This is a genomic window from Trinickia sp. NRRL B-1857, assembly GCF_050470685.1.
Lineage (GTDB): Bacteria > Pseudomonadota > Gammaproteobacteria > Burkholderiales > Burkholderiaceae > Trinickia.
Genome location: NZ_JBFLUK010000001.1, coordinates 4,243,727 through 4,266,061 on the forward strand (window position 1 = coordinate 4,243,727; position 22,335 = coordinate 4,266,061).

The window sequence follows — 22,335 nt, forward strand, 5'->3', positions numbered from 1 at the left end:
ACTTAGGCCGGGCTCGGCTCGGCCATCGATTCAATTTCAACTACGTCAACTCTGGAGAAAACACGATGAACAAAGCACTCGTAGCGATCGCGATGGGTTGTGCGCTGGCGATGTCGAGCGTCTCGTATGCAGCCGGCGATATGGACAACATGGATATGAGCGCCGGCGCGAAGCAGGGGACCGAGTCGAAGGACAGCATGTCGCACGGCGAAATCAAGAAGGTGGATGCCGCGGCCGGCAAGCTGACGATCAAACACGGCCCGCTCGAAAACCTCGGCATGGAAGGGATGACGATGGTTTTTAAGGTGAAAGACCCGGCGATGCTTGCGCAGGTCAAGGCGGGCGATAAGATCGATTTCGTCGCCGAGGAAGTGGGCGGCGCCCTGACGGTCGTGAAGCTGCAAAAGCAGTGACGCGACGTCACGCGGCGGGAACGCGCTCTCCGATGCTTCCACCTACGCTTTGATCGTCTTGTTTCTGACGGGGGCGTACAACGGATCGAGAGGCGTCGGCACGCCCGCGAACTTATGGAGTTCGACGTACGGGCAGGTTCTGCTGCTCAAGCTCGGTCTCGTACTCGCTGCCGCTGCGCTCGGCGGGCATAACCGCTTCTTCGAAATGCCGAAGCTGTTGGCGGCCTTGCGCAAGCGTTCGCCGGTAACATCGCTCGGGCCGCTGCGTCGATTCGGCGCTGTGCTTCACGTCGAATCGGCGATCTTGCTCGGCGTGTTGACGGTGGCGGCGGTGCTCGCCTCGAGCCCGCTGCCGGGAACGACGTAATCGGGAAGCGTCCGCGTTGCCGTCAATGCGCGGCTTGAGTCGCGACGGCCGCGGGCGCGCCGGCATCGGCATGGGTTGCTCCGTCCGAACCGTAGGCAGCCTGCGCGTTGCGTTGTTCGGCCAGTCGCTTTGCGGCAAGCCGTTCCTGCGCGGCGGCGATATCTTCGGGATAGTTGTCGCCGTCGCCGAGCGCCGGGTTGTAGCCGACGGACTCAAGGTCCTCCAATTCCTGGATCACCTGGGCGCGCGTGAGCGGCGAATGCGACGATTGCGCGAACGACAGTGTGGGAGCGGCGAGCAAAACGGCGACGGTAGCGGTGGCGACGATGGATTTCACGGTGTCCTCAAGGGTTGTTCGTAGCGGCTCGGGCATGGTGCGAACCGTTGTTTGAAGTCTACGGACGGGCTCGCTCTCGAAACATCCCAATTCTTGGCGAGTTGTTTTTCACGGAGGAAGCGCCCGCGCGTACGGCTCAAAAGCGCGTACGCATCCCAACCGTTGCGACGATCTGGTTCGGCGTACTCGATGCGCCGCCCGAGCCGTTGACGAACGCAACGTAGCCGCGCCCGGACGCGTGCTGATACATCGCCTCCGCATAGAGATCGGTGGCGCGCGAGAGCTTATAAATCGCTTGCAAATCGATCTGCTGCCACTTCGGATCGGCGCCGTGGTTGCCGTCCGGATTCGACACGTGGCCGTCGGTATAGACATAGGCCGCGCCGATACTGACGGCCGGCGTGGCAGTCCAGCGTACGTTCGCGTCGTAGTTGTCGAAGTGCATCGGTCCCGTCGCGCCGAACGAATCGGCACCGTCGTATTGCGAGTGGGTGTAGACGAAAGCGACGGTAGCGGAGCCGAGCGAATAGCTGATCCCGCCGCCGAACGAGCGCATAACGGCCGACCCGGCCGACCAGCCGCCTTGATTGAGACCTTTCGCTTCCATCGCATCCACGGCGCCCGGGCTCGCGCTCGTGGTGCCCTTCGAGCCGTCGATTTGCAGATAGGCGCCGGCGAGCTTGAGCGGGCCGCTGCCGTAGCTCGCGGCGAGGCTGTACGCACGATTCGCGGCGAAGTTTGCCGCGTTCGAGAATCCGTACAGCGCGCCGAACTTCAAGCCCGCGTAGTTTGCGCTCGTGTACTTGACCGAGTTGTCGATGCGCAGCGAATGGTTCAAGTTGTCGTTGTCGAAGGGGTGGGCGAAGTCGGTGTCGCCGAACTCGCCTGCGGTTGCCGATAGCGGCGCGACGAAGTCGACCATCGTGTCGTACTGGCGGCCGAACGTTAGCGTGCCGTAACGATGGCCGCTCAATCCCATATAGGCATGCCGGCCGAACATTTTGCCGTCCTGACCGAGCGTGCCGTTGTTCGCGTTAAAGCCGTTCTCGAGCACGAACAGTGCGTTCATGCCGCCGCCTAGATCTTCGATGCCGCGCAAGCCGAAGCGGCTGCCGTTGATCGTGCCGCTCGTCATGCGCCATTGTGCGGCGCCGCCCGCGTTGTGGGTGTACATGATGCCGGTGTCGATGAGGCCATAGAGTGTGACCGAACTTTGTGCGTGAGCGAGCGGGATGAAGAGCGCCGCGGCCGCGCCGGCGAAAAGACGTTTTTTCACGAAAGAGCTCCTGCGTGTGGGCTGTGATGAAAATGCGGCGCAAGTATAGGAACGCAGGCATAGCAATGACGAGCGTGCGGGTAGGCAACGTCATTGCAAGATTGAGCGCAGTGATTTCAAAAAACTGACACAAGCGAGCGTGGATGCCGTGGGGAGAGGGCATCGAAAGCGCCGCGCATCGACGTTGTGAAACGCGACGGCGATCGCTGTCGCGCGATCGCAACGCGCGGCGACGGATACTGCTACTGCTTAGGCGAGGCTCACATCCTTCATGCCGACGGCGCGCGGCGCCGAGATCAGCGGAAGCTTGAAGCGAGCGCAGGCCAAATCGACGAACGCGCGCACCTTGCCGGGCAGGAATTCTCGGCCCGGATAGACGAGCGATATCGTGACGCCGTCGTTCGCGATTCGATACTCGCCCAGTACACGCATCAATGTGCCGATGCGCAGATCGTTGGCCACGAGGTACTCGGGCAGCAGTGCGATACCGCTGCCCGCGAGCGCGAGTTGACGCTGCATCACGGCGTTGTTCACGGTGATCGGGGTATCGAGTTGAATCGTATCGACCTTATTGTGCTTATCCATCCATCGATAGGATCGCGCCCCGGTCGCCAGTCCGACGATACGATGACGTGCAAGATCGGTCGGCCGGGTAGGCGTGCGCGCCTGCATGAGGTACCCGGGCGACGCGACGGCAACGAGCGGCGCATGGGCGAGCGTGCGCGAAACGAGCGAGAGCGACGTGATCATCGTATCGGCGAGGATGCCGACATCGAAGCCGCCCCCGAGCAGATCGACTTCCGATTCGGTCTGCGTGATATGTAGCGAGACGTCCGGGTGGCGCGACTGATATTCCGCGAACAACCCGGCGAGCTCCGGCGAGGTGATGCTGGCGAGCGCGACGATATGCAGATGGCCCGCGATCCTGGCCGATTCTTGCGTCGCGCGCGATTCGATTTCGTCGAGATTGGCGAGTAGCGTTCGGCAGCTTTCGGCGTAGCGCATGCCGACCTCGGTAAGGACGGTCTTGCGCGTCGAGCGTTGCAAGAGTTTGACGCCGAGGCGCGTTTCAAGATCGCCGACATAGCGCGTCACCATCGACGGCGAGAGGTTCAACTGCTCTGCGGCATGCGAGAAGTGGTGCGTCTCGGCAACCTTGAGAAAGACCCGCATCGCACTGAATAGATGATTCACGGTGACGCTCGACAAGTAATGTACGTGGTACAAGGCGGGCGCGGCGGTTGCTGGGCGCTCGACCTGCCGCGCAAACGAGCGAGGTGAGGCACGTCGTCGCGCCCGCATCGAAAGTGCCGCTCAGGGATGCGAAGCGGCGTGCGGCGGAAGCGGGATTAGCTGCCGAAGTACGGGGTGCAGAAGCTAACCGGCCCAACGCATTGCGGATCGGCCGGTACGTTGCGGCCGGCCGATCCATTGCCGATAGGCGCGAGGGCCTTGGCCGCAGGCGCGGTGTGAGCGAGGCCGCCGTCGGTTGCGTTCGAACGGGCGGCCAGTTGTGCCGTATAAGCCGTATCGGTAACGTTCGATTCGGCCGTCGCGGCCGGCTGAGCTTGCGCGGCGGATGCATGCGTGGAAATGCCGGAGAGTGCGGCGAGTACAATGGCGACGCTTACGAGAGTTTGTTTGAACATTTTGAATTTCCGGTTAATTAATCGAATCGCTATTTAAATCGATTCATCGTCGAATAATCCAAGCGCCTGTTCGAAGGCCGAGCGAGGGCACCCGCTCGTGGGTCGGGTGCGGTCGGCGAAGCTGCGGGAGGAGGCGTCTAGCGCAGGGTCGATGGCCGTAAGGCTGGCGTTTGGTGCAATCGATTCAACGTCAATCGACAATGAAATAATGAAGGCAATTGGCGATCGTTTCCAAGGCGAATTTCCGATAAAAGCGATAAGTCAAAGCGATCATCTTTTTATATTTTATTGAGAATAATTGTTGTTTCGCCGCTGCTTGCTTATGAAGCGTCGCGATTCGTCATCGTACGCAGCGGCGATAAGCTGCCGTTCTTGAGCAGCGCAAGCACGCTTTCGGAAAAGGCTGTCGAGGCGACGGTGCGGTAGGCGCCCTTGCGCCGCAATAGCGCGACGGTTCGAACGGGGAAGGGCGGATCGAGCGGGATGTATTTCAAGTCGCGATGCTCGAACGCGATAGTGCCGGGCAGGATCGTCGCGATCTTGCCGCGCCGTACGACTTTGAGGACTGCGCTGATCGAGTTCGCTTGCAGCGCGACATTGGGTTCCATCGCGTACGACTGGAAGTAGCTGTCGATATAGAAACGCGAAACGAAGCTTGTCGTGAGTAGGGCAAGCGGCGTTTGTGCGAGTTGGCTCGGCGTGATCGGATCGTGCAAGGCGGTCAGCGGATGCCGATCGCCGACCACGAGCATCAAGCGCTCCGTGAACAGCGTTTGCGCTTCGATGTCATCGGAGCGGACGTCGACGAACCCGAATGCGAGATCCACCTGATCGTCGCATAGCGCCGTTTCCACCGCATCGAGCGACATCTCCGTCATCTCGATGACGACGCCCGGATATTGCTCGTGGAAATGTTCGATCACGGGCGCGATCAGATATTCGGTAAAGGTCGGTGTGAATCCGATCCGCAATTGCCCGCGCGATAGGTCGTGCACATCGTTCAGCGCGCGCTGCGCGGTGAGCAGATCGCTATGCGCGCGGCGCGCGAAGTCCAGATAGACGCTGCCGAAGTCGGTCAGTTGAACCACGCGCCCGCTACGGTCGAAGAGCTGAGCGCCCAGCTCGTCCTCGAGCTGACGGACCTTCTGCGACAAGGCCGACTGCGAGATGCTCAGCGCTTCGGCCGCGCGCGTGAAGTTGCGGTGCTCGTCCACCGCGAGCAGATAGTTGATGTTGCGAAGAAGTGGGTTGCGTTGCGTGGGCTTCATGGTTCGCCGGAGAGGTCGCGGGGCATACGGGTCCGGCGTGCTTACCGGTGCATCGACGGCGCCCCGGTCCGATGGACCGTTCGCGGCGTCGCACCGGTGATCATAAAACTTCGCGAGTTGTACTGTCATCATGTCCGATTCTGTCACTGCCAGCCGCCTCCAAGTGCTAGGAATGTTGCGATTTGTTCGTGGTTGAGGTCGCGTTGCGCGCCGGCGACGGCGGCTTCGGCGGAAAGCCAGCTACGCTCGGCGTCGAGCGCAACGAGCCCGCCGGCTTTTCCGCCGTGTACGAGCGCGTCGGTATGCGCCATCACTGCGCGCGCGGCGTCGCGCGACGCTTCGAGCTGCTGGAGCCGGTCGAGCGTGCCCGCATAGGTTTCGAGCGCCGATTCCGTTTCGCGCAGCGCCGTGAGCACGGTCGCATCGAACTGCGCGAGGTCGGCGCGGCTCGTCGCTTCGGCGGCGGCGATGCGCGCGCGTATCGCACTGCGATGCAAATCCCAAGTCACCATGGGGCCGATCGCGAACCGGTTCGTGAGCGGAGTCGCGAAGCTCGCCGCACCGCCCGTCGATCCGATGCTCGCACCGATTTTGATGTCGGGATAAAGCGCTGCCGTTTCCACGCCGATGCGTGCGGTCGCCGCGGCCAACCTGCGTTCGGCCGCGCGCACATCGGGGCGGCGCTTCAGCAATGCGCGGCCGTCGCCCGTGGGAAGCGGGGCGGACAGCATGGGCGGCGTGTGGCAAGCAAGCAGTGCGCGATCGTAATTTTCCGGAGGCTGTCCCATGAGCGTGGCCAGGCGAAACGCGGCATTCAGCCTGCTCGCTTGCAACGGCGCGAGCTGTGCGTGGCTGCTCGCGACGGCGCCTTCGTCGCGCTGCTGCTCGAACGACGGTGCGCGTCCGTGCGCGACGAGTTCGCGCGTGAGCGCAAGCCTGCGCTGTTGCACGGCGATCGCGCGCCGGACGACATCGAGCTCGTTGCCTGCGTTGCACAGATCGGCATAGGCGAGCGTTACTTGTGCCGCGACGTTGACGCGGACGAGATCGCGTGCCGCGAGTACGGTCTCACGGTCGGCGGATGCGGCTTCGATGCCGCGTCGTATTGCGCCGAATAGATCGAGATCGTAGCTCGCCGCGAAGCCGATGTTATAGATCTCGTGCCGCGGCGGCTCGACGTGCGACAGGACGGATTGCGCGGATTGTTGCGTGTAGTTCGTCGATGCATCGGCCGCAATGCTCGGTTCTCGGGCCGTGCGCGCGCCTTCCAGCAGCTCGTCGCTACGTTCGAGATTCGCTTGAGCGACCTTGAGCTCGATATTGTCCGCGAGCGCGCGCGCGACGAGCGTATCGAGCGTGGGATCGTTGTAAAGCCGCCACCAGCGATCGGGCGGTGTCTCGCTCGACGTGGCCGACGAGGTGGCCGACGAGGCGGCAACGAACGGTCCGTTGGCGGCCGGTGCATTGATGAGTGCGTTCGGCGCGATCCGGTAGTTGGGGCCGACGGGCGCGCACGCGGCGAGGGCAACGCTCAGCGCGCTAGCGGCGCGCTTCGTCGCGGCGCTTACCATGGCAGGCTCCGGCGCAGCGTGACGTCGCCCGCGCGAGCATGAATCTCGACCGATGCGGTTTGGCCCGGCACGAGCCGCACGCCGGCTGGGATCGAATCGATGACGACGCGCACCGGGATGCGCTGCGCGAGCCGCACCCAGGTGAACGCGGGATTCACGTTCGCGAGTTGCGCATCGCCGCCCGCGCGCTCGCGGTCCTCGACGCCGCCCGCGATGCTCTGCACATGCCCGCGGATCTCGCTTGCGATACCCATCAGATAGATGCTGGCCGGATCGCCGATATGAATCGCGGGCAGCTTGGTCTCCTCGAAATACCCTTCGACGCGCAACGACCGATCGTTCACGAGCGCCATGGCGCCCGAGCCTGCGTTCAAGTACACCCCGGGCAGCAAGCCGACGTTCGTCACCGTGCCGTCGACGGGCGCGCGCACCTTCGTGCGCTCGAGGTTCAGCGCCGCGAGATCGCGTGCGGCGCGGGCGGTTGCAACGGCGGCGCGCAGCTTCTCGACGCGGGTCGTACCTTGCTCGATCGATTCCGTTGCGACGACATCGGGTAGCGCGCGATTGCGCCGATCTTCGCGTACGGCTTCGTCGAGATCGGCCTGTTGGCTAGCGAGTTCGGCTTCGGTGTGTTCGAGCGCGATTCGATAGCGCGACGGATCGATCATGAGCAAGACCTGTCCCTTCGTGACTTTCTGATTGTCGTGCACGCGCACGTCGGTGACGAAGCCGCCGACGTCCGGTGCGATCGGCACGACATCCGCGCGGACCTTGCCGTCGCGCGTGAGCGGCTCGATCTGATAGCGCACCCATAGGGCGTAGATCGCACCGACGATCGCAAGGAGGATTGCGCCTGTGAGACAAGTGCGCAGCAGGGGGATAGTTCGCGTCATGTCAGGAGAGGATCCCGCGAGGGAGAAAAGCGTCGGCCAGGCGTGCGATGCCGAGCCAAAGGAGGAAGAACGTCGCCAATTCGAGCAGCGCGGGTTGCCATAGCAATAGACGCAGCGGCAGGCGAAGCAACACGCCGCGCAGCAGGAAGGTCATGACCAGGGCCGCGACGGCCCAGGCGAGCGCAGACGGCATATAGATGCCGAAAACGTGGATTTCCTCGATCATCGCGTGGTGCCTTCGACTCGTTGAACGTGGGGGAAGAGATTGCATCGCATGCCCACGAGCGCGAGCAGCGTGTGGTCGTCGCGCCCGGCCGCATCGTGCGTCGCGGCATGAATCGCGCGGTCGAGCGCGCCCAGCAGCGGGGCTTGGGCGGGTACGGGAAGCGAGGCGTCGGCTCGAGCGCGATAGAGTGTCGATACGTTTTCGAGCGCATGCTCGATCGCCTCGCGTGTGCGCACGCTGCCGCGATCGACGCGTTGTCGTAGTGCGATGATGTTGCGACCGATACGAAGATCGCTGAGGCCGTCGACCGCATGCAGTGCGTCTCCGGGATCGGCGAGCGCGACGCGGGACGCGACTTGCCCGAGCCGGTCGACGGCACGCGCGGTCCATGCGTGAGCATCGAGCGGTACGCGCGGATCGGCCAGACGCGCGAGCTCGGCCCAATTGCGACGCACGATGCGGTAGGCGCTCCAGCGCGCGCTGGCCGAGCGAAATAGCTTGGTGACGACGAGCGTGGTAACGATGCCGCCGACTTGCGCGAGCCCCGTGTTGATGAAGCCGGCAAAGTCCGCGTCGAAACGATCGAGAAAACCCATCGCGACGATGAAGCACGAAAACATCGGCAACGCCCGCGCGGTACGGGCGGGATCGGCTTGGATGTAGCCCATCCACAGAAAAGCGGGGGCGAGCGTGAGGATCAGCATGGCCGCCCCGTCGACGCGCGGCAGAATCGCGAACAGATAGAGCGCGGCGAGCGGAAACGTCATGAGCGTGGCGAGCAGGTACCGGCCGATCGCGGGCGCGGGGTCGTCCTGCGCCGCGAACGAGCAGGTGACGAGCGCGGCGAACGCGGCCGTTGCCGAGCCGCTCGGCCAAGCGAGCAGAATCCAGACCGCGCAGTAGATGACGATGGCCGATGCGGTCGCGGCGCCCGCGAGCAGTGCCACGCCGTGATCGCGCGCGAGCGGGAATCGGCGAACGTCGCCGACGAGTTCGCGGTGCCGTTCGAGCTCGGCATCGCTATCGCCGAACGTTCGCACGAGTGCGCGCGCGGCATGCAGCGTATCGATGAAGTGCGCCGTTCTATCGAGCAGGTTGGCGGTGAGCAGCGATGCCCACGTGGGAGAACGCAGGCGCTCGGCGGCCAGCGCTCGGCAGCAGCGGGCGAGATCGACGTCGAGCGCGTCGCCGACTTCTTGCGAGGCGCGCAGATCGGCGATCAGCGCGTCGATCAACGCGCTGGTTTCGGCATCCACGGCATCGAGGGAGCGCAACATGTCGAGCCGATTCGCGGCGGCCGATGCGATCGGAAGCAACGCCGCGAGCTGATGCTGAAGCGCCGTGACGGTCTCTCGCGTGGCTCGTGCGAAGCGCTGATCGAACGGCAGGTTCACGGCGATCATGCCGAGTTCGACGACGTCGGCGGCCAGCTTGCGGCGATGCTCGTGTTCGAGCCGCGTGTGATGCGTGCCGAACGCTTGCGCGGTCCAACGGCACGCATCGTCGAGAAACGACAACGCGCGCTCGTGAATGACGGGGCGTACGCTGGCGGGCTGCAAGAGCATGTGGGTGACCGTCACGCATAGGATGGCCACCGTCATTTCCTCGACGCGCGAAGTCGCCGTGATGAAGATATTGGACGGATCGTCGAGGTACGGAAAGCAAATGACGGCGGAGCTGAACGCGGCCATTTGGAAAAGGAACGCCCGCGGCGTGCGATCGAGAACGGCGAGATAGATGCAAAACCCGATCCATAGCGCGAGGCACACCACGAGCAGCAAGGGGGAGTTTTGCAAGTTGGGTGCGACGACGATCGTCACCATCGCCCCCGCGGCAATGCCGGCAAGGCGATAGAGGACCTTCGGACGATAGACGCCCGCCATCGGTTGTGCCGTGACGTACACCGTAAGCAGCGCCCACCACGGGCGAGGCAGGCTGAACGCGAACGAGATCAACAGCACGAGTGCCGCGGCGATGAACGTGCTGATCGAGAAGCACAGCTTTCTATAGTCGAGCGAGAAGGGATCGCGCGAGCGGAGCGGCGCGATTGAAGCATGCGACACGTCGAATTCCTTTGAAGACACGGCAAACCGATGGCGCTGCGGCTGCCATGCGGGTAGGTCGGAGAAAGACAGCCACGCTTCGTGTCGAGCTTCGCCGGCTCGCGACGCACGTCGCGGCGGAGGGGAGTGGGCCGTGTGGCAAAAAAGTCCCACACGCGAGAGGCGATTCCAGCGGGTATTTCAAGCACGAGTGCGCACCTTTTCCTTTGTTGTTCGCGGACTTAACCGCGTACGCCGGTTCGAAACCGAGGGCGCGGCAAGTCGTATCAAGGATCAGGGTTTTATTCGATTGCGAGACCGAAATTTTGCCTGGGCGAGCGTCTCGCGTCCAAGACGGATTTTCGACAGGGTCGATCGGTTTCGCTTATCGAAGGCAATTCGGGCAGGTCGGGTGCTTGAGCGACCGGTGCGTGGCGAGAGGCGCTAAGCGTTGACGCTAGCGTGCATGCTCGCGTGCGGGGACGGGGGGATGTGGGAATGGCGGGGAGTCTCGGCGGCGGCTGCTCGTTTTCGAGCAGCCGCGCGTCAAGATATTAGTCGCGATAGTGGCGGTGGTGGCGCCGGCCTCGGTGACCGTGATAGTCGTTCGCGTACGAGTTTGCGCGCGAGATATGGCCGCCGAGCGCCGAACCGGCACCGCCGCCCGCGGCCGCGCCGATAATGCCGCCCGTGCGTCCGCCCATTGCATTGCCGGCCGCTGCGCCCGCGCCGCCGCCGAGCGCGCCGCCGACGATCGCACCGGTACGCTCGCGGCGATTCGAGGTGATGGCGCCGCCGGCGCCGCCGCCCACCGCGCCGCCGATGATGGAGCCGGTGCTGCCCCCGACCGCTCCGCCCACGGCGGCACCGGCCGCGCCGCCCAGCGCGCCGCCGAGCGCGTTATTCAGGTCGCTCGCGAAAGCCGGTGCCGAAGCGGCCGCAGCCAACGCCAAACATGTGATCAATAGGGTAGTACGAACGTTCTTCTTCAGCATTTGAACCGTCTTGCCTGTTGTGGAGTGATGGCGCGGAGTATACCCAGGCGCGCGAACGCGGATGCAGCTCGCGGGTTCGGCACCGGTAAGAGATGTAACCAAAAGTCGAGTCCCATCATCGGTTATCCAAAATTATACCGGCTAGGTATAATTACCCGATCGATAGATAATTTTGGATAGTTCGATGGAACTGACTGAATTGTGGCACTTTCCGCGGCCCGAACTGGCGAGGGCCTATCTCTCGACCTTGAACGCCGGGTTGGTCACGTCCACGACGATCTTTGCACCGCGGCGCACGGGCAAGACGGCGTTTCTCTTGCGGGATCTAAAACCGCTAGCCGAGGCCGAGGGCTACACGGTTGTCTATGCCGACCTTTGGCAAACGCGGCAGACGCCGGGGGCCGCGCTTGTTCGTGCACTCGAGGAGGCGCTCGAGCCGCACTCGCTGCTCGAGAAGATCGTCGCTCGTTTGCACGCCCCGGTCAAAGCGCTAAAAGCGAAAGCGGAGTTCGCGGGCACGAAGCTCGAAGGGCAAATCGAGTTGGCGAACGATCGGAAGTGGGAGATCGCAGACGCGGCGCTGTTGCTCGACGCGCTCGTTGCCGAACTCACGAAGCGGCGGCCGGTGCTCTTTCTGATCGACGAAGCGCAAGCGCTCGGCCGCAGCAAGGAAGGCGAGGAAATGGCGCGCGCGCTGCGCACGACGTTGACCAAGCATCAAACCAAGCTTCGCATGTTGTTTACCGGCTCGTCGCGTACCAAGCTCGGCCATGTCTTTACGAACGCGAATGCACCGCTCTATTCGGCGGCGAGCGCGGTCCAAGACTTCCCGCTGCTCGGCGACGACTTCGTCGACTATATTGCGCGCCGATTCAAGGAATCGACTAAGCGCAAGCTCGACACCCGTGCGGCGCGCGAGGCATTCGAGCTGTTCGGCCGGCGGCCGGAGCCGTTGATGGAAACGGTCCTCGCCGTGATGATGAGCCCGATGCTCACGTTTGCCGAAGCCGTTTCGATGCAACAGATCAAGCTTGCGCGCACGGAGAATCACGAGGGGACGTGGAATGGACTCGATGCGACCGAGCGTGTGCTCGTACGCATGTTCGCCGACGACCCGTCGATGAAGCCGTTCGCGAAGGCGACGCTCGTCAAGATTCGCAAGCGCGTCGGGATCGAAGATCTTCAAGCGACCCATGTGCAAAAGGCGCTGGGCCGGCTCGCGGAAAAGACCGTCGTGGCGAAAAGTCCGCGCGACGTCTACGAATTCGAAAACGAAAGCTTTGCCGATTGGGTCCGCAATATCGTCGACTAAATGGTCGATCGATGCGTGTTCGGCGCGTGTCACCCGAGGTACCGAAACGCGCTGCCCTCGAGGTGCAGACGGTGAATCGCCTTGGCCTCGATGGAAAGGAGCGCCTCGATCGTACCGGGCTGCCCGGAGATAAAAGTCCAGTCGGACGGAGCGCGGTTCGGCGACGACGATGAGGCGTCGGAAGCCGCCCCTCGCAGCGCTTCGAGGGCGGTTGCCGGCCGGGGAGCGTAGACGACGTAGCCTTCGTTCGACAGCGCCGCCGTCGAATAGCCGAGCGATGCGACAAGGCGCTCCTTGATGCCTTGGTCTTGCGCGTCGGCATCGCGCGACTGACGGATGAGTTCGACCGTCTCGGCATCGAGGAGACGCCCCGCGTGCTCGAGCACCGGGTGTTTTAGCGCCCATGCCTCCGGAGGGCACGCCTTGTTGACGGGCGCGAGCCGCACGTAAGGATTCACCTCCGCCGGGTACATGCGACAGACGCGCGGGCGTCGCTCGTACGCGGCGCAGCGCATGTCGGCACCCAAATGAGGGCATGGCCCATCGAACGCGGCAACGAGCGTCACGATGACGCGTATCGGCTGAACGCCGCTTTTCGCGGCGAAGGATCGTCGACGTTTGTGCCATGCGGGACCATTGTCGGCCGCGGGCTCGGCAGGCCACGGTATCGCCTCGGTCAACACCTGTACGGTGCCGCCGCGTTCGAGCCATACCAAGCTTTCGTCCACGCTGAGCGGCAGCTTCAAATCGTGACAGCATTTTCCGCACAGGGTGCAGGCAAAGTGAGTGGTCGTTGCCATATCGTTCACGACTGAATCCTTGCGTCTGGAGGCGCGGTCGACATCAAAAAGCGAGATTCGCGATCAAGCGATCGATCAGGTCCGTATCGGGTGCGGGTATGCGATCGCCGGCACTCGCCGTTCTTCCCGTCGCGACGAGTGCATCCGAGTCCGAGCGCGTTTGATATCCGGTGCCGCAAGCGGGACAAAACACCGGCTCGCCTATTCGGTGCGATTTCGTGAGCGTGACGGTCGGGCCGCACGCATGGCATGCGCGAAGCGGGATGCCCTCGTCGCTGTGCCCCGCGATATGGAGCAAGGCCATGCTTCGGCCCAACGCGATGAGGGCGTCCGTGCATCGGCCGTCGAACTGGATGCCTCGTTGCTCGCGCACGATGTCGAGCGCGCGCTCGATGGGCATGGGGCGTCGATAGGGACGAGCGCTCGTCATCGCATCGAACGCGTCGCAGACGCCGACGATCGCCGCCGTCAGGGGGATGGCCTGTGCGTCGAGTCCGAGCGGATAGCCCTTGCCGTCGGGACGTTCGTGATGGAGGTGGACGGCGTCCATGACGAGCGAGCCGAGCGGGTGGCGTTCGACGAGGCGGCGCCCCACCTCGGGATGCGTACGGACGATGGCGTATTCGTCGTCCGTCAGGTGACTCGGTTTCAGCAACACCGAGTCAGGTACGCCGATCTTCCCGAGATCGTGCAAGAAGCCGCCGAGCGCGACGCGGTTGGCCTGTTCCGGGCGAAGGCCGAGATGATTCGCGACGAGACGCGAATACTGCGAAACGCGCCAAAGATGTCCGCCGGTATACGGGTCGCGTGCTTCGACGACCCAAGCGAGGCTGAAGAGGCTAACGAGCGACGCTTCGCTCGGCGATCGGCGAGCACCGAACGCGGGATGAACGTGCGAAGCAATCCGATCGAAAAGGCGCATGGCGAGTTTCCTTGCTGGTGGACGAAATAGGAGGCTGCGGCCGTGAATAGCCGTCGGCGCGAAAACTCGCGGTTATGCGGCTTTGAAGACGGAGACCGATTCGACGAGCCTCTCGGCCTGCGATTCGAGCGCGCCCGCCGCGGCTGCCGTTTGTTCGACGAGCGCGGCATTCTGTTGCGTGGTCCGGTCCATTTGAGCGAGGGCATGGCTTGCCTGCTCGATGCCGTCCGCCTGCTCGACGGTCGTACGCGAGATTTCATTCATCGTGCGCATCAAATGGTCGACGCCGGAGACGATCTGTTTCATCGCCGCGCCTGCTTCGAGCACTTGTTCGGATCCGAGGTCGACCGATGCCTCGGACGCTTCGATCAGTGCCGTGACCTCTTTCGCCGCCTGCGCGCTGCGCAGCGCGAGCGAGCGCACCTCGGCCGCAACGACGGCGAAGCCTTTGCCTTCCGTGCCGGCCCGCGCGGCCTCGACCGCGGCGTTTAGCGCGAGGATGTTGGTCTGAAACGCGATGCCGTCGATGACGCCGACGATATCGGTGATCTTGCGTGCGCTGGCCGAGACCTTGCCCATCGTATCGACGATTCGCTCGACGATCTCGCCTCCGCGTGCGGCGTCCATCGCTGCCGTGCGCGCGAGTGCGCTCGTTTCTTGGGTGTGCTGTGCGTTGTTCTTGACCGCCGCGGCCAGTTGTTCAAGCGTTGCGGCGGTTTGCTCGAGCGCGGCGGCTTGCTCTTCGGTACGGGCGGACAGTTCGGTGTTGCCGGCCGCGATTTCGGCCGCACCGCGAGTGACTTCATCGGTGCTCGAACGAATGCCGTTGACTGTCGCGACGAGATCCGCGCGCATTTGCGCAAGGGCATTCAATAGCGCGCCGATCTGGTTTTTCGAGGACGTGTCGATTCGCGCAGTCAAATCGCCTCGCGCGATACGTTCGAGCTGTTGCGACGCATAGCGCAACGGGCGCAGCACTACGCGCTCGCTGAGCGCCCAGACGAGTACGATCAGCGCGAGCGACGCCGCAAGCAAGCCCACGGCGATCCGGCTTGCCCGGACGGAGCGCCTGACGGACTCGGCTCGAATCGTATCGCGAGTCGTTTCCGCTCGCCCGATGACCTCGCGCAGCATCGAATCGAACGTCGCGTCCGCACGCTCCGTGGAGCCCGTGCCCGCCAGGTATCGATCGAGCGAGACGTCGTAGAGCGCTTCTTCCCGCGAGGCGAGCACCTTTGCGTAATCGTCGAACGCGGCGACGACCTGCTTGGCATCGCTATCGTTTCGCGTGTCCGACATCGCGGGCGTCCGATACGCATCGAAAACCCGGTGCGCCTCCTGCAATGCGCTCGACGCTTTGCGCGTATAGTCGGTCGCCGTGACTTGATCGCCGCGTTGAAGATTGACGTAGGCGCTGTCCATATCGACGCGCGTCAGCAACAGCAAGCGTTCGGCGTTATGCAAAGGGGTGAGGCGCGCTCGCGAGAACTGCACGACGTCTTCCATGGCTCGCGCCGCATCGCGCGCGTCATGCCATGCGCTCCAGGCAGACGCCCACAGCGCGGCGGCGAAGAGTCCCAGCACCGCCATCAATCCCGTGCGGATATTGATGTTCCCGACCATCTCCCATTCCCCGTATCGATTCGTGTCTTATTTGATGCCGAGCTTGTGGTCGAGCGAAAGCACGCCGCCGCCGCGCGCGATCATGTAAAGCAGCAAGCCCGCCCAGGAAAGATGGGTCGGCCAAGCATCGGGATAAACGAAGATTTCGATGACCGATGTCATGCCGAGCAGGGCGAGTGCCGAAAGCCGGGTGCACAAGCCGAGCGCGAGCAACAGCGAGAACAGATGCTCAGAGTAGGTGGCGAGATGCGCCGCGATGAACGGCGAGACGAACGGCAACTTGTAGTCGGTCATGAACAGCGAATAGGTGCTGTCGGTCAACGTCAGAAAGCCGGTGACCTTGGTCCGCCCGGAAAGAAAGAAGATCGAGGCGATGCCGAATCGACAAACCAGCGCCAAGAACGAATGGCCGATGTGCCGCGTGGCGAAATCGGCGACGGCGTTCCAGTGGCCGAGCACGCGCGTGAGGGGGCGATCGACGGCGGGAGAGAGTGCCATGTTGGGCTCCGTAGGGAAAAGCAGTCAGTGAGTAGAGGTCGAACTAGGCGCGTCGAACGATGCGAACGCACCTGACGAGACGAGCATGGCCAGCGTCGCGCCGATGTCGATATCGGGCTGCGCTTGCAAGGCGGCGTGCGCGGATGCCTCCAGTGCAAGCCCAGCCGCGCAGGCGGAGAGAAAGGCGCATGCCCCCTCGCTGACGCGCGCGGATTCGACGGCGTGCCTCGCGCGCGTCATGAGCGTGCCCTCTCCGATCCAGGGGGTATCGTCGGACCATGCCAGATGCTCACGATTCGTTTTCCAGAGCGTGAAGGCGGGGTGTGCCGCGGACCATGCCCAGTGTGTCGACGCGCGCGGCGTCAGCCGCACGTTTCCAAGCGCTTGCGGATCGAGCGCGGCTAGCGCGCCGGGATCGAGCGGGAGATCGTCGCCTGCGGTGTGCGCGGCAAGCCATAGGCGATCGAGTGCGGCGACTTCGGCCAGATAGTGCAGACCGTGCATGCACCCCAGTCGCCCGACATACTCGGGAAACGATCGGCCGTACATCAACAGCCGGGGATCGTCGGGTGGCTGCGCGTGTGCGTATTCAGTCGCCGCGCTGCGGAGCCATTGCGTACCGACGAGAACTTCGACCGTCGGATAGTTCGCGACGAGTGCGTCGATGCAGCCTTTGAGAATGGTGTTGCGGTAGACAGCAAAGCCTGGCTGATCGGCAAGCGATGCGACGCTGTCTCCGACATCGGATTGTCCAAAAATCGCCGAGACGAAATCGTCTTGAAACCGTGCGAGCGCGGTCTTCATGCCGCCACCTCTTCATGGTCGAGCACGCGCTGCGCTTGGGCGCGCTCGGTCAGCAAGGCGTCGAATGCGGGAATGTTGTCGTCGCGTTCGATCAGCGTCGGAATCGGTCCCGTGCGGTCGATTAGACGCCGATATAAAGACCAGACGTCGGGGGCGACGGGCGCATCGTGCGTATCGATCAGTAGCCCCGAATCGGGATCGCCGTCCGTGCTGTGGCCCGCGAGATGAATTTCGACGATCGCATCGGCGGGGACGCGATCGATGTAGCAGGCGGCATCGAACCGCAGATTGTGCGCGCTCAGAAATACGTTGTTCACATCGAGCAAGAGGCCGCAGCCGGTTCGCTTCACGAGCTCGCTTAGAAAGTCGATTTCGTCCCACTCGTGCCGATCGATGCGCAGATAGTGCGTCGGGTTCTCGATCGCGATACGGCGCTTAAGCGCGTCTTGCGTTTGGGCAATGTTCGATGCGATGCGTTCCAACGCCGCCTGTGTGCGCGCAAACGGCAACAGGTCGGGTAAATAGGTGCCTCGCCATGTCGACCAGGCGAGATGCTCGGACACCAAGTGCGGTTCGATCCGATCGGCGAGCGCGCGTAGCCTGTCGAGTTGCCGCCTCTCGGGATTCGCATCGGCGGCTAGAGACAGCGAGACGCCGTGCAGCGAAATGGGATGCCGGCTGCGGATCGCCTCGAGCCACGCCAAGCGTGGGCCGCCCTCGATCATGTAGTTTTCCGGGTGAATTTCGAACCACAAGCCACGTGCATCGCATTCGAGCGCTGTGTCGTAATACTGGGGCTTGAGGCTAAGTCCTGCGCCGGTAAATGGTTTCATGATCGAGGGGCGGGGTATCGAGGAGTCGGTTAAAGCATTACGAAGCGGTCGGGGTCAGCGAACCCATGCCGTTCGGCGTTTTGATCCCCGTGCACGTACCGGCCGGCACGTTCTTCCACGAGTTGCCTTGGTAGTCCATCTTTTGCGTGCCCGCGCACGTCGTGCCCGCACCCGCCTTGCAGTCGTTGTGGCCGGCCAGCGAGACGCCGTAGCATTTTTCGACGGCGCCGGCCTTGGCCGGAGCTTGCGTTTGTGCGAGCGCTGCACCGGAGACGAGCGCTGCGAGCGTGAAACTGGCGGTGGCGATTTGACGTACGTTCATGATGGTGCTCCTTAAAGAAATGTCGGAAGTTGGACGCCCCCGCTTGCGTTCGACTGCATCGTTCGGCGGCATCTGAGAGGTAATTCGCCGCCGCGCATCGCTCGGTTACACGCATGCAGAAATTTTTTATCGCACTCGTCGAACGGGGTGACGGAGCGGCATCGTTTGGGGCGAAATTGCTTCGGCATCGGCCTGCGTGTATCCTAGATATCGCGCTCTAAAAGACGCTCGGCCTGTTTCACATCTACGTATGGATGCGAGGCGATGCGAGGCCGGCAAAAAATTTTTTGTCCGGTGTAACCGACCTGCCAGATGGAACGAATTAAAGAAGGTGGGCCCACCCGCCCGGCTGAAGCGCGGCTCAGGACGCTGTTCCTAGCGGGGTTGGCGGGCGATGCCGAGTCATACCGGTCGTTTCTCGATAGCTTGAGCGGGCATTTGCGCGCGTTTTTGCGCAAACGTCTCTATCAGTCGCCCGACGACGTCGAGGATATCGTTCAAGAGGCGCTGCTTGCCGTGCACAATGCTAGGCATACCTATGAGCCGGACCAGCCGCTAACGGCGTGGGTGCACGCCGTCGCGCGCTATAAGCTGATGGATTACTTCCGCGCAAGGTCTCGGCACGAAGCGCTCAACGAGCCGCTCGACGACTATGTCGACTTCTTCGAGACATCCGATTCGATCGCGACCGATGCGCGACGCGACGTCGGTAAGCTGCTCGACGCATTGCCCGATAAGCAGCGGTTGCCCATCGTGCATGTCAAACTGCAAGGGCTTTCGGTGGCGGAAACGGCGGAGCTGACGGGACTGTCGGAGTCCGCCGTGAAAGTCGGGATACATCGTGGACTCAAGGCGCTGGCCTTGAAGGTCAAAGACTTGCTATGAAAACGGACGATCTCGTTGCGATGCTTGCGACCGGCGTTGCGCCTGTCGATCGCCGGGTGTCGGCCCGGCGATTCGGTTTTGCACTGCTCGTGGGGGCGATAGGCGCATTGATCCTCATGCAGATGGCATTCGGCGTGCGTCCCGACATCGGTACGATGGTTCACGTGCCGCTGTTTTGGGAAAAGCTTGCGTTTCCTTCCGTATTGACCATCGGCGCGCTGGGCGCGGCGGTACGCTTATCGAAGCCGGGGCGCCGGCCGGGACGCCTGTGGGGCGTCGTCGCCGCGCCGGTCGTGCTGGTCTGGCTCTGCGCGATTTACGTCGTCGCCACTGCCGCACCCGATGCGCGCGTTGCCCTCGTCATGGGCGAGACTTGGCGCGTGTGTCCCTTCAACATCGCATTCCTGTCGGTACCGACGTTCATCGCGGTTCAGGTTGCGATGCGCGGGCTTGCGCCCACGGCACCGCGTCTTGCCGGCGCCGTGGGCGGATTGCTTTCGGGCGCAGTCGCCACGATCGTCTACAGTTTGCATTGCCCTGAAATGGGTGTCGCCTTCTGGGCCGTCTGGTACGTGCTCGGCATGCTCGCGCCGACTGCTCTCGGCGCAGTGATCGGGCCTCGCGTGCTTCGGTGGTAAGCGAGCCGCGTCGACCGCCGCCGCTGTGATGTCTTGGGCGATTATCGGCGGTAGCTCCTAGAATGAGGGAGCGCGACGCCGACATACCGGCGCGCCATCGCTAAACGGTCATCGGTTTCTTCCTATCGACGGCAGCCGCCATGAACGCTCCTCGGATACGCCTGCTTCGCCCAGTGGCAGGCGCGCTATGCACCGCTTCGCTGCTATCGCTCGCTTCATGCAATGGGAGCGTCTGCGTCGGTTCGGACGGTTGTTTCGACGACAACGGGCTGCAAACGATCGCGCTAGCCGGCACCGCCGCCATGGGTGGGCCGGCGTTGGCGAGCGCAAGCGTTCGCGCCGACTGCGCGGACGGCTCGGCCGCCACCATTGCCGACGGCAACGGCAACTACGGCATGTCGTTCGCGGCCGAATTGCCGTGCGTCCTCACCGCGACAGCGGGCGGCACGACGCTGCATTCGCTCGCATTCGCGGGCGGGACGTTCAATGTCACGCCCGAAACCGAGTTGATGATCGTTTATCTCGCCGCGCAGTTGGGCACCAATACGGCCAGTTTAATCGTGAACTTGCCCACCAATGAACACTATGAGCAGGTGCTGGAAAGCTCGGGTGCCGTATCGGCCGCGCAAGCCGCGGTCGTCGCGAACTTGCAGCAGCGTTACGCGGTGACGTTGACGACCCCGTCGTTTTTAACGACGCCGTTTACGGTTGGACTACCCGGTGTGGATGCCGATCTCGTCGCGCTGGCCAACGCGGGGGCGATCGACGCGAACGGGATGCCGGATCCGGCCGCCGTATCGCTGCTGTCGCAGGCGGGGGCGGCCAATCCGCTATGAGTGTGGCGAGGCGTTCGACCGTCTAGGAAGTGTCCGGTCGGTCACGCAACGTAGCGCGCGACGCTGACGAACTGGCACAGACTGCCGCCCAGTACGAACAGATGCCAAATACCGTGGCCGTGGCGGATGCGCTCGTCGTTGATGAAGAAATAGATGCCGGCGCTGTAAATGATGCCGCCCGCGAGAAGCCAAGCCGTTCCGGCCGCAGGAAGCGAATGAACGAGCGGACGAATGGCGACGAGCGCGAGCCAGCCCATCAGCACGTACAACGTCATCGAAACGATGCGGGTGCGCCGCCCTAGCGTGAGTTCCTGTGCGATGCCGAACGCGGCGAGGCCCCAGCTGACGCCGAACAACGACCACCCCCAAGGCCCGCGCAGCGTCACGAGCGTAAACGGGGTGTAGCTGCCCGCGATCAGCAGATAGATCGCCGAGTGATCGCACTTCTGAAGGATGGCCTTCAGTTTCGGGCTGCGCACGCTGTGATAAAGCGTGGAGATGGTGTAGAGCGTGCAGAGCATCGCGCCGTACACGCTCAAGCTTACGATTTTGTATGCATCGCCGTGCAGCGCGCCTATCGTGACCAACGCGCAAAGTCCCGCCACCGACAGCACTGTGCCGACAAGATGCGTAATGCTGTTGAAGCGCTCACCGACATGCATGACACGACTCTCCTGCGTGGGGCTCTCGTTAAGGTCAATGGCGCAATGATACCGACCGTCGCGGAAAGACGGTGCTCGATTGGTGCATCGCGCGACGCAGGGCTGAGAGGAAGTTGATATGGCTCAAGCTTTACTTAGGGCGCGACGGGGGGGCGCCAATCGGTCACGGCGATTGCGGCGCGGGAAATCCTTGACGGTCGAGAAATTCGGAAACGATAGGCTCCCAGATGTCCACGCCTCGCGCGAACAGCATGTGTCCGTTATCGGCAAACGCGGGAAGGAGCCGGTAATCGGCGTTACCGCCCGCACCCACGAATGCGGCGTGCCAGGCGCGGCTGTACTGCGGGTCGAAGAAACGGTCGTTCTGCGTGTAGATCCACAGCATCGGCACGCGCTCCGTTTTACCGAAGCGCTCATACATCGCCTCGAGCCGTTCGGGTTGGCACGGCACACCCGGATGTTCGACGGGATCGCCGCCCGAACCTCCGGCAAAGTTGATCGCCGCCACCACGCCGTCCGGATTGTCGGCCGCCACGGCCGTCGTGACGAAGCCGCCGACCGATTGCCCGACCACGACGATTCGGTGGGGATCGACATGCGGTTGCCGTCTTGCATAGTCGAGTACGGCGGATTCCTCGAGGCGAGCCGCATCGATCATCGGCGCATAGTCTTTCCGGTGACAGGTGCCGCTATATTCCGGATCGAACGCCGTGCCGAATTGACCATAGCCGATGCGCGTCGGTTCGAATACGGCAAAACCTCGTTTGACGAAATACGAAACTTGTCGCGTGTAGCGGAATCTCGGCGGTGTGCCCCGATCCGATACGCTGCGTCCATGATTCAGAATCAGAATCGGGAAGGGGCCGTCGCCGTCCGGGGCGAACTGCGTGATCGCGACTTTTCCCGTTTGCGCGCGTCCAAAGAAGTCCTGGACCGTCACATCGATCGTCGAAACCGATTCGTGAAGATCCGTCCTGACCGGTTCGGCGTGGGCGTCGGCGATCAAGAGCAACAGAAGGCATAGCCGAAAAAGGCGCACGAAAGGGCTCATGTCGTCGTAGCCAAGTAGAGGGCACCGATATGGTCAATGCCCGATTTGTCGTTCAACCCATCGAAAAAGCGCGAGATGGGATTGGAATTCGCTAGCGTAAATTAGATAAGCG

At 63.2% G+C, this 22,335-nt stretch carries 24 protein-coding genes and 1 pseudogene; 6 read left to right on the forward strand and 19 right to left on the reverse strand.

Annotation, left to right across the window (positions count from 1 at the left end):
- Positions 1-65 precede the first annotated feature (65 nt).
- Together AB1286_RS19095 and AB1286_RS19100 are read left to right on the forward strand one after the other, a co-directional pair.
- A complete protein-coding gene (locus AB1286_RS19095) occupies positions 66-413 on the forward strand; it encodes a copper-binding protein (protein ID WP_430364731.1) in 348 nt (115 codons plus the stop codon).
- A 22-nt stretch (positions 414-435) separates the two neighbouring features.
- Positions 436-780, forward strand: a pseudogene (locus AB1286_RS19100) (CopD family protein); the annotation flags it as partial.
- Between the two features lie 22 nt (positions 781-802).
- Here AB1286_RS19100 and AB1286_RS19105 read toward each other — a convergent pair.
- The 10 genes from AB1286_RS19105 to AB1286_RS19150 all read right to left on the reverse strand — a co-directional run bounded on the left by AB1286_RS19105 (position 803) and on the right by AB1286_RS19150 (position 11,037).
- On the reverse strand, positions 803-1,117 hold the full coding sequence (locus AB1286_RS19105; protein WP_430364732.1) for a DUF4148 domain-containing protein: 315 nt from the start codon (positions 1,115-1,117) through the stop codon (positions 803-805).
- A 136-nt stretch (positions 1,118-1,253) separates the two neighbouring features.
- Positions 1,254-2,393, reverse strand: coding sequence for a porin (locus AB1286_RS19110; protein ID WP_430364733.1), 1,140 nt, complete (start codon positions 2,391-2,393; stop codon positions 1,254-1,256).
- A gap of 249 nt (positions 2,394-2,642) precedes the next feature.
- Positions 2,643-3,566 (reverse strand): LysR substrate-binding domain-containing protein, encoded by a 924-nt coding sequence (locus tag AB1286_RS19115; protein WP_430365123.1) that lies wholly within the window; start codon positions 3,564-3,566, stop codon positions 2,643-2,645.
- A 176-nt stretch (positions 3,567-3,742) separates the two neighbouring features.
- Positions 3,743-4,042 carry a hypothetical protein gene (locus AB1286_RS19120; RefSeq protein WP_430364734.1) on the reverse strand — a complete coding sequence of 100 codons (300 nt, stop codon included), beginning with the start codon at positions 4,040-4,042 and terminating at the stop codon, positions 3,743-3,745.
- A gap of 320 nt (positions 4,043-4,362) precedes the next feature.
- The gene (gene cynR, locus AB1286_RS19125) at positions 4,363-5,310 is read right to left on the reverse strand and encodes a transcriptional regulator CynR (RefSeq protein ID WP_430364735.1); all 948 of its coding nucleotides are present in this window, start codon (positions 5,308-5,310) and stop codon (positions 4,363-4,365) included.
- 143 nt (positions 5,311-5,453) lie between these two features.
- Complete coding sequence (locus AB1286_RS19130; RefSeq protein ID WP_430364736.1) at positions 5,454-6,881, reverse strand: efflux transporter outer membrane subunit; 1,428 nt, start codon at positions 6,879-6,881, stop codon at positions 5,454-5,456.
- Positions 6,875-7,774: an efflux RND transporter periplasmic adaptor subunit gene (locus AB1286_RS19135; protein ID WP_430364737.1), complete on the reverse strand. Its 900-nt coding sequence runs from the start codon at positions 7,772-7,774 to the stop codon at positions 6,875-6,877. Before AB1286_RS19135 ends, AB1286_RS19130 begins: the two co-directional genes overlap by 7 nt.
- 1 nt (position 7,775) lies before the next feature.
- On the reverse strand, positions 7,776-8,000 hold the full coding sequence (locus AB1286_RS19140) for a DUF1656 domain-containing protein (RefSeq protein WP_430364738.1): 225 nt from the start codon (positions 7,998-8,000) through the stop codon (positions 7,776-7,778).
- The gene (locus AB1286_RS19145) at positions 7,997-10,063 is read right to left on the reverse strand and encodes an FUSC family protein (protein WP_430364739.1); all 2,067 of its coding nucleotides are present in this window, start codon (positions 10,061-10,063) and stop codon (positions 7,997-7,999) included. Before AB1286_RS19145 ends, AB1286_RS19140 begins: the two co-directional genes overlap by 4 nt.
- Positions 10,064-10,596: 533 nt before the next feature.
- Positions 10,597-11,037, reverse strand: a complete 441-nt coding sequence (locus tag AB1286_RS19150) for a hypothetical protein (protein ID WP_430364740.1) — start codon at positions 11,035-11,037, stop codon at positions 10,597-10,599.
- Positions 11,038-11,221: 184 nt separating this feature from the next.
- On the opposite strand from AB1286_RS19150, the gene AB1286_RS19155 reads away from it, so the two are divergent.
- The gene (locus AB1286_RS19155; RefSeq protein WP_430364741.1) at positions 11,222-12,349 is read left to right on the forward strand and encodes an AAA family ATPase; all 1,128 of its coding nucleotides are present in this window, start codon (positions 11,222-11,224) and stop codon (positions 12,347-12,349) included.
- Between the two features lie 29 nt (positions 12,350-12,378).
- On the opposite strand, the gene AB1286_RS19160 is transcribed toward AB1286_RS19155, so the two are convergent.
- The 7 genes from AB1286_RS19160 to AB1286_RS19190 form a co-directional block, all read right to left on the reverse strand.
- Positions 12,379-13,149, reverse strand: coding sequence for a YkgJ family cysteine cluster protein (locus tag AB1286_RS19160; protein WP_430365124.1), 771 nt, complete (start codon positions 13,147-13,149; stop codon positions 12,379-12,381).
- Positions 13,150-13,192: 43 nt separating this feature from the next.
- Complete coding sequence (locus tag AB1286_RS19165; RefSeq protein WP_430364742.1) at positions 13,193-14,071, reverse strand: HD-GYP domain-containing protein; 879 nt, start codon at positions 14,069-14,071, stop codon at positions 13,193-13,195.
- A gap of 72 nt (positions 14,072-14,143) precedes the next feature.
- The gene (locus tag AB1286_RS19170) at positions 14,144-15,694 is read right to left on the reverse strand and encodes a methyl-accepting chemotaxis protein (RefSeq protein WP_430364743.1); all 1,551 of its coding nucleotides are present in this window, start codon (positions 15,692-15,694) and stop codon (positions 14,144-14,146) included.
- Positions 15,695-15,721: 27 nt separating this feature from the next.
- A complete protein-coding gene (locus AB1286_RS19175) occupies positions 15,722-16,192 on the reverse strand; it encodes a DoxX family protein (RefSeq protein ID WP_430364744.1) in 471 nt (156 codons plus the stop codon).
- 24 nt (positions 16,193-16,216) lie between these two features.
- Positions 16,217-16,996 (reverse strand): DNA-binding domain-containing protein, encoded by a 780-nt coding sequence (locus AB1286_RS19180; RefSeq protein ID WP_430364745.1) that lies wholly within the window; start codon positions 16,994-16,996, stop codon positions 16,217-16,219.
- Positions 16,993-17,829, reverse strand: a complete 837-nt coding sequence (gene bufB / locus AB1286_RS19185; RefSeq protein ID WP_430364746.1) for an MNIO family bufferin maturase — start codon at positions 17,827-17,829, stop codon at positions 16,993-16,995. Before bufB ends, AB1286_RS19180 begins: the two co-directional genes overlap by 4 nt.
- A gap of 37 nt (positions 17,830-17,866) precedes the next feature.
- Entirely contained in the window at positions 17,867-18,151 is a 285-nt protein-coding gene (locus AB1286_RS19190; RefSeq protein ID WP_430364747.1) for a BufA1 family periplasmic bufferin-type metallophore, read from the reverse strand.
- A 312-nt stretch (positions 18,152-18,463) separates the two neighbouring features.
- On the opposite strand from AB1286_RS19190, the gene AB1286_RS19195 reads away from it, so the two are divergent.
- From AB1286_RS19195 to AB1286_RS19205, 3 genes are all read left to right on the forward strand, one after another.
- Positions 18,464-19,036, forward strand: coding sequence for a sigma-70 family RNA polymerase sigma factor (locus tag AB1286_RS19195; protein ID WP_430364748.1), 573 nt, complete (start codon positions 18,464-18,466; stop codon positions 19,034-19,036).
- Complete coding sequence (locus AB1286_RS19200; protein WP_430364749.1) at positions 19,033-19,674, forward strand: DUF1109 domain-containing protein; 642 nt, start codon at positions 19,033-19,035, stop codon at positions 19,672-19,674. Before AB1286_RS19195 ends, AB1286_RS19200 begins: the two co-directional genes overlap by 4 nt.
- 140 nt (positions 19,675-19,814) lie before the next feature.
- Positions 19,815-20,510 (forward strand): hypothetical protein, encoded by a 696-nt coding sequence (locus tag AB1286_RS19205; RefSeq protein WP_430364750.1) that lies wholly within the window; start codon positions 19,815-19,817, stop codon positions 20,508-20,510.
- A gap of 41 nt (positions 20,511-20,551) precedes the next feature.
- On the opposite strand, the gene trhA is transcribed toward AB1286_RS19205, so the two are convergent.
- Together trhA and AB1286_RS19215 are read right to left on the reverse strand one after the other, a co-directional pair.
- Positions 20,552-21,172, reverse strand: a complete 621-nt coding sequence (gene trhA, locus AB1286_RS19210) for a PAQR family membrane homeostasis protein TrhA (protein ID WP_430364751.1) — start codon at positions 21,170-21,172, stop codon at positions 20,552-20,554.
- Between the two features lie 163 nt (positions 21,173-21,335).
- Positions 21,336-22,223 (reverse strand): alpha/beta hydrolase family protein, encoded by an 888-nt coding sequence (locus tag AB1286_RS19215; RefSeq protein WP_430364752.1) that lies wholly within the window; start codon positions 22,221-22,223, stop codon positions 21,336-21,338.
- Positions 22,224-22,335: the final 112 nt, after the last annotated feature.